The sequence below is a fragment of the Halobacillus litoralis genome (assembly GCF_009856415.1).
Taxonomy (GTDB): domain Bacteria; phylum Bacillota; class Bacilli; order Bacillales; family Halobacillaceae; genus Halobacillus; species Halobacillus litoralis_C.
In genome coordinates, this window is the sequence record NZ_WMEZ01000013.1 from 44,443 (window position 1) to 50,481 (window position 6,039).

Genomic DNA, 6,039 nt, shown 5'->3' on the forward strand with positions numbered 1-6,039 from the left:
GTTTCGAGACTATCGTATGAGTTTATAGTGGCTGTGAAACGGCTCGCTTTCCTGCGGGGATGGCGGCACAGCTGAGACCCCGCAGAGCGAAGCTTGAGGAGGCTCAGCGCCCGCCCCACGGAAAGCGAATCATTTCCCGTAACCCCTAACTCACGCAAGCATCTCGAAATCCACTCTTACACGATCGCCATGATATAAAGAGAGCCCTTCCTCGAACGAGCAAGGAAAGGCTTGGACCTGGAATTATTTCTTTTTGTTCAAGAAAGATAAGCAAAACAGACAATCTTCGTCTCTCGGGCTGCCGAAGTGAAGATTACAAATATGAAAGCCTTCTTCGTAGAGCCTCGCAAGGTTATCATAGCCTTCCCCAACGACTGCACCCTTGTCCTGTTTGGATCCTGAGGAAGATTGATCCTTTTCATTTTCTTTCTCCAACCGTTGTCGCAAGTGATGATTTTCAAGCGATAAATGCTGGTTTTCTTCTAAGAGATAGGCCAGCTGTTTCTTTAAATCGCCGAGCTGTTCATAGAGCTCACCGATTTGACTTTCGAAATGGGATACTTGTTCAAATATGGCTTTCTTCTTCACGCTCGACTCCACCCTTTATTCTGAGGCTTCGGTTTGAAGAACTCCTTCATCGATCAATTCTTGCAGAGAGTATTCAAGAACGCGCTCTTTGTCGCGGAATTCAATCTGTACCATACGCTCCAGCATATTAAGCCCGACGACCTTTCCTTTACCGAAGGATGTCGCAATGCTTTCACCGAGGTCAGGAAGCTCTTTCTTCGCATTTTCGTAATCATCATTTTCATACTTGAGACAACACATTAAGCGGCCGCAAAGTCCAGAAATTTTCGCTGGGTTCAAGGATAAGTTCTGGTCTTTGGCCATTTTTATAGAAACAGGTTCGAAATCACCTAAAAATGTTGAGCAACAAAGCATCCGTCCACATGGACCGATCCCCCCGAGCATTTTCGCTTCATCCCTGACGCCGATTTGGCGCAGTTCGATCCTCGTCTTGAAGACCGACGCAAGATCTTTGACTAATGTACGGAAGTCCACACGGCCATCAGCCGTAAAATAGAAGATGACTTTGTTACGATCAAACGTATATTCGACATCCACAAGATTCATGTCCAATTTATGTTCACGGATTTTCTTTTCGCAAACCCGGTAAGCTTCTGCGGCGTTGTCTTTGTTTTCATCCACCGTCACTTTATCTTTATCATCTGCCATACGGATGACTTTTTTAAGAGGTAAAACAACGTCTTCTTCATCTATGGATTTATTAGCAATGACAACTTTTCCGAATTCGATTCCGCGTACGGTTTCGACGATGACATAATCATCCGTCGTCATCCGCAGTCCCCCCGGATCGAAATAATATACCTTACCCGCCTGCTTAAATCGGACACCTACAACTTCGATCATTCGATCATCACCTCTGTAGTTGAAGGGTAAGTTGTTCCATCACTAAATTAGGATGGACATTTTGATTTATCTTTCGTTTCGCCTCAAGAATATCTGTTAAGCTTCGCGCGGCTGACTGACGTGACCAACGCATTGCTGCCTGGTTCAAATTTTCTCTCTCTGTCGTGAAAATAATCGATTCTTCCCGGTCCAAAAGTTGGTTGATCACATCTTGAAACCAGAGCATCAATACATCCAGACCACGCTGCAGCTGCGTTCGTTCCTTGAAATGAGGCATCCACTGATGGTTGATAAACAAAAGTCCTTCATTTGGTTTATTTTGAAGCACTTCAATTAATTGTATCACTAGTTTTCGCACATTCGCAAACCACTCATCTTCATTCATCTCGAGGGCTTCTGTCAAGTTATTCGTTAACGAGGACAAAAGTCTCGCATTTGATTCAGAGACTCCTTCTTCAACCAGTTTTTCCTGGACACGCAAGGGATTCAGAGGTTGAAAGGCGAGCAATTGGCAGCGGGACCTGATGGTATCGAGGATGGTCGGTCCACTCTCTGTCAGAAGCATCGCTGTCGTCTGCTGACTCGGTTCTTCTAAAAATTTCAATAACCGGTTCGAAGCGTTGACCGTCATTTTTTCTGCATCAACGATGATATAGACTTTCCGATTTGACTCCAACCCTGTATAAGTAAATTCTTTTTGCAAATGAAGAATTTGTTCTTTTTTAATGGATTGTCCCTCAGGCTCAATCCAGTGCAAGTCAGGATGGTTACCTGAATCGATCCTGTGGCAGTCCCTGCAGCTCTGACAAGGTTCCGCCCCTTCTTTATTTTTGCAAAATATGCTTTTCGCAAAAAGGATGCTCATCTCCCGTTTACCGGTCCCACGGTTGCCTTGAAATAAATAAGCGTGTGAAATCCGATCCTTTTTGAAACTGTTCATCAGCATTTGGGCAGCTAGAGGCTGGATGTCTTTCATTTGTGTCCAAGTCTGCATACTACTTCCGTCCTTACGTATATAAATTAATGAGCAAACCTTTGATTTCACCAATCAATCCAAGCAGATGAACCGTTCGCTTTTCTTGATCCATGACTGCCTCTGTCAGTTCAGATAGCTTCTCATCGACAGATTCTACAATCGTCAACTTACGGGTCTGCCCGTGTACATTCCAACTATGAGAATGCTTCAAGTTCATCCCATATTGAACGGATTCTTTCATGAAGTCTTTGATGAGACGCTTGTATTTAGCCAAATCACGGAAGGACCGAGCCCTTGCCACCCGTTCCCCCTGTGCTGTTATATGATTCATCAGCCGGTTCAATTGGGCTTCTTGAAGCTGCCTTGATTGGAACTGCACCATCGCATCAAAACTAGGCTTCCCGTTCGTCTGATGAGAGGAATGTTTTTTTGCCGCATCCATTTGTGTCCGTATTTCTTGATTGATCTTCATACTTGTACCCCTTCTAAGTTAAAACTGAAAAAAGGAATCGACCGGCAAAATAAATACAGTGGCTCCCCCTACCTCAACCTTGACTGGTTTAGGAATGTAAGAGTCTGCATTTCCACCCATCGGGGATATAGGAGCAACCATCTGCTCCCGTTGGCTGCAATTATCTTTAATAATATCTAACGCATCATCCACATCATCATCATCACAACCGATCATGAACGTGGTATTTCCTTCTCGTAAAAACCCACCTGTTGTTGATAGTTTGGTCGTTTTAAAATCATTCTCTGCTAAGGCATCCGTCAAACGATTGCTATCTTTATCCTGAACGACCGCAATGATCATCTTCATGCAATCATACCCTCCTGTTGGGTGTTTTCTCCTATTATAACAAATAGCTGGAATTTATGATGAGAGATAACCGCTTAAAACGTGGGACGCATCTCTTTTTACAGATTCGAACTCCTGATCAGCATCGATTACCTTGATGCGCTCCTTATTTTGTTCGGCCAGTCGCTGGTAGGCGTCATAGACTTTTTCATGAAAATCGATATGTTCAAGGTCCAGACGGTTTTTCTCTCTTCCCTGGTTCGCAGCAATTCTCTCCAACCCTCGTTCAGGCTTGATATCAAACAACAAAGTCACATCCGGCATATGATCATCGATCGCGAATTCGTTAATTTTAAGTACTTCCTCCAGACCAAGGTCGCGGGCCACTCCCTGATAGGCAAGACTGGAGTCTACAAACCGGTCACAAAGTACAACTTTCCCTTCGTTTAATGCCGGGATGACTTTTTCTACAAGATGCTGTCTACGTGCAGCCGCATAAAGCAGAGCTTCTGTACGTCCGTCCATCTCTGTGTGAGAAGGATCAAGGATCACTTCTCGTATCTTTTCCGCGATGCGGATCCCGCCAGGTTCTCTCGTTTCCAATACGGAATACCCTTGCTCTCTCAATTCTTTTCCAATCTCACGCAGGATGGAGGATTTACCAGCTCCATCACCACCTTCGAATGATACAAACAATCCTTTCACATCTATTCTCCTTTAAAAACAAGAACACCTTGTTCCATACCTGTATTTTGAAAGCGTGCACCCTGACTCAACAAGGCATGCACCTGAGCTATGTGTTGCTCATCCAACCGCTCTCCCTTCATGACTAAAGGAATGCCTGGTGGATAAGGGATAATTGCTTCTGCTGCCACACGTCCTGCAGCTTCTTGCCAATCCAACCTCACCACGTCCATTCTCTGCATGACCGAATAGCTGTATTCCAGCTTCTGAACCGGCGGAAATTGGATTTGATCCTCTATTATTGTAGCACGGTTTGTATGCTTTTTTAATTGGGAATCCAAGGTCTTGAGTCGTTCTTCCAATAGCAGCAAATCCACACTCGGGGCGAGACCAAACACGAGTAAAATTTGATTCGTTGTCGCAAGTTCCGGTACGATACCAACACCATCCAAGACATCCGCCCACTCAAATCCTGTTCCGCTTGTAACCTCCAGCGTAAGCTTCAACGGATCATCCGTTGCTCTCACATCCCAATAGTTATACGACCTGAACAAGGACTTCGCTTTTTCTAAGAAAGAAAACAATTCCTCTTTATCAGAGGGACTCCATGAAGCTAAATAAGCCCTCGCCACGTCTAAACTCGCCATCAGAGGATAGGAAGGACTGCTCGACTGCAGCATTTGCAAATAATGATGAATCCGGTTCAGATCGACCCTGTCCCCTTGTACGTGAAGGAACGAAGCCATAGTCATGGCAGGAGCCATTTTGTGTGCAGACTGAGCTACACCATCTGCGCCTGCAGTTAAGGCAGCCTTTGGGAAAGGGGTCCCGAGTTGGAAATGAACCCCGTGGGCTTCATCAACCAGTAAGGGGATACGCCAGCTATGAACGACCTCTGCGATTTCTTCCAAATCATAAACCTTTCCAAAATAATCCGGGTACGTTAAAAAAACGGCTTTACTGTCAGGGTGATCCCTTAAAGCTTGCTCGACATCTTCTACAGATACGTGACTATGTCGTCCTGTTTCCTTTTCATACCTTGGAGAGATAAATACAGGAGATGCACCCGAAAGTTCCAGAGCATTCAATACAGACTTATGACAATTTCTCTGCACAATAATCTCTTCCCCTGAGTTACACACAGATAAGATCATAGCCATGTTGCCAACCGTCGTACCATTTACTAAGAAAAAGGTATGGTCACTATGGAAAAATTCACTCGCTAACTGCTGTGCTTCCTGGATCACACCTTCTGGAGCATGCAGATCATCCAAACCTTCTACTTCTGTAGCATCCAATTGTAAAATGGATTGAAACTTTTCATAACCCTGCTTCTCAAACACTTTTCCATATTTGTGGCCTGGAACATGAAAAGATAAAGGATTTCGATCTATATTCCGTTTAAGCGCTTCGTACAGCGGCATATATGTAGGGTTCATATGAATCACCTTCTTCCATGTTCAAGCTTACATAAAGAGCCACAGACAAGCAATAAACGATTCGGCAATAGAATATCCCTTGGCGAACAGTAGCATGTAAATAATGTGGCTGAAGTAAGTCTCCGCGTTCGCAGTATGGGAATTTACATTTCCTAAACAATAAAAAATCCACCCTAGATATGAGGATGGATGTGTATTCTTCTTCATAGCTGCTACGCTTATTTATATTAAGACGGAATCATAGAACGATGGGCTTTGGCCATACGCTTCACAAAGTAATCATATTTCGGGTCATCAGCTGGTGTGTCGATCATTTCTCCCTCACAATCTTCACAAATAAAAACCCTTAATAGATAAATTCCCTTTTCTGTTTCTCTCTCACATATACTGCAATGATCTTTACGGCTCATTCGTTCTCCTCCTCTCTTTAGTCTCTATGTCTTTACACTTAGTATCTCCGAATCTATCAACCTTATACATTGAAATGAAAGAAAATAGATTTTGATATAGAAGAGAAAGGATGAGTTTTAATAAAAACCACAAAAAACCTTCAGGAATAAATCCTGAAGGTTTTTTAAATGACGTGGCGGCGTCCTACTCTCACGGGGGTAAACCCGACTACCATCGGCGCTGAAGAGCTTAACTGCTGTGTTCGGCATGGGAACAGGTGTGACCTCTTCGCCTTCACCACCACATCAATATAAAGTTTG

General features: G+C 44.0%; 8 protein-coding genes and 1 rRNA gene. All 9 read right to left on the bottom strand.

Annotation, left to right across the window (positions count from 1 at the left end; all coding sequences use genetic code 11):
* Positions 1 to 243 precede the first annotated feature (243 nt).
* The 9 genes from yabA to rrf all read right to left on the bottom strand — a co-directional run bounded on the left by yabA (position 244) and on the right by rrf (position 6,024).
* Positions 244 to 588: a DNA replication initiation control protein YabA gene (gene yabA, locus GLV98_RS19210; protein ID WP_160917607.1), complete on the bottom strand. Its 345-nt coding sequence runs from the start codon at positions 586 to 588 to the stop codon at positions 244 to 246.
* A gap of 15 nt (positions 589 to 603) precedes the next feature.
* Positions 604 to 1,431 carry a PSP1 domain-containing protein gene (locus GLV98_RS19215; protein WP_089654613.1) on the bottom strand — a complete coding sequence of 276 codons (828 nt, stop codon included), beginning with the start codon at positions 1,429 to 1,431 and terminating at the stop codon, positions 604 to 606.
* Positions 1,432 to 1,438: 7 nt separating this feature from the next.
* Positions 1,439 to 2,425: a DNA polymerase III subunit delta' gene (gene holB / locus GLV98_RS19220; RefSeq protein ID WP_160917608.1), complete on the bottom strand. Its 987-nt coding sequence runs from the start codon at positions 2,423 to 2,425 to the stop codon at positions 1,439 to 1,441.
* A 13-nt stretch (positions 2,426 to 2,438) separates the two neighbouring features.
* On the bottom strand, positions 2,439 to 2,879 hold the full coding sequence (locus GLV98_RS19225; protein ID WP_160917609.1) for a YaaR family protein: 441 nt from the start codon (positions 2,877 to 2,879) through the stop codon (positions 2,439 to 2,441).
* 18 nt (positions 2,880 to 2,897) lie between these two features.
* Positions 2,898 to 3,227: a cyclic-di-AMP receptor gene (locus tag GLV98_RS19230; protein ID WP_160917610.1), complete on the bottom strand. Its 330-nt coding sequence runs from the start codon at positions 3,225 to 3,227 to the stop codon at positions 2,898 to 2,900.
* A gap of 54 nt (positions 3,228 to 3,281) precedes the next feature.
* Positions 3,282 to 3,911: a dTMP kinase gene (gene tmk, locus GLV98_RS19235; protein WP_160917611.1), complete on the bottom strand. Its 630-nt coding sequence runs from the start codon at positions 3,909 to 3,911 to the stop codon at positions 3,282 to 3,284.
* A gap of 2 nt (positions 3,912 to 3,913) precedes the next feature.
* A complete protein-coding gene (locus tag GLV98_RS19240; RefSeq protein WP_160917612.1) occupies positions 3,914 to 5,329 on the bottom strand; it encodes an aminotransferase class I/II-fold pyridoxal phosphate-dependent enzyme in 1,416 nt (471 codons plus the stop codon).
* A gap of 227 nt (positions 5,330 to 5,556) precedes the next feature.
* Positions 5,557 to 5,739, bottom strand: a complete 183-nt coding sequence (locus tag GLV98_RS19245) for a sigma factor G inhibitor Gin (protein ID WP_160917613.1) — start codon at positions 5,737 to 5,739, stop codon at positions 5,557 to 5,559.
* Positions 5,740 to 5,910: 171 nt separating this feature from the next.
* Positions 5,911 to 6,024, bottom strand: a 5S ribosomal RNA gene (rrf, locus tag GLV98_RS19250).
* Positions 6,025 to 6,039 lie beyond the last annotated feature (15 nt).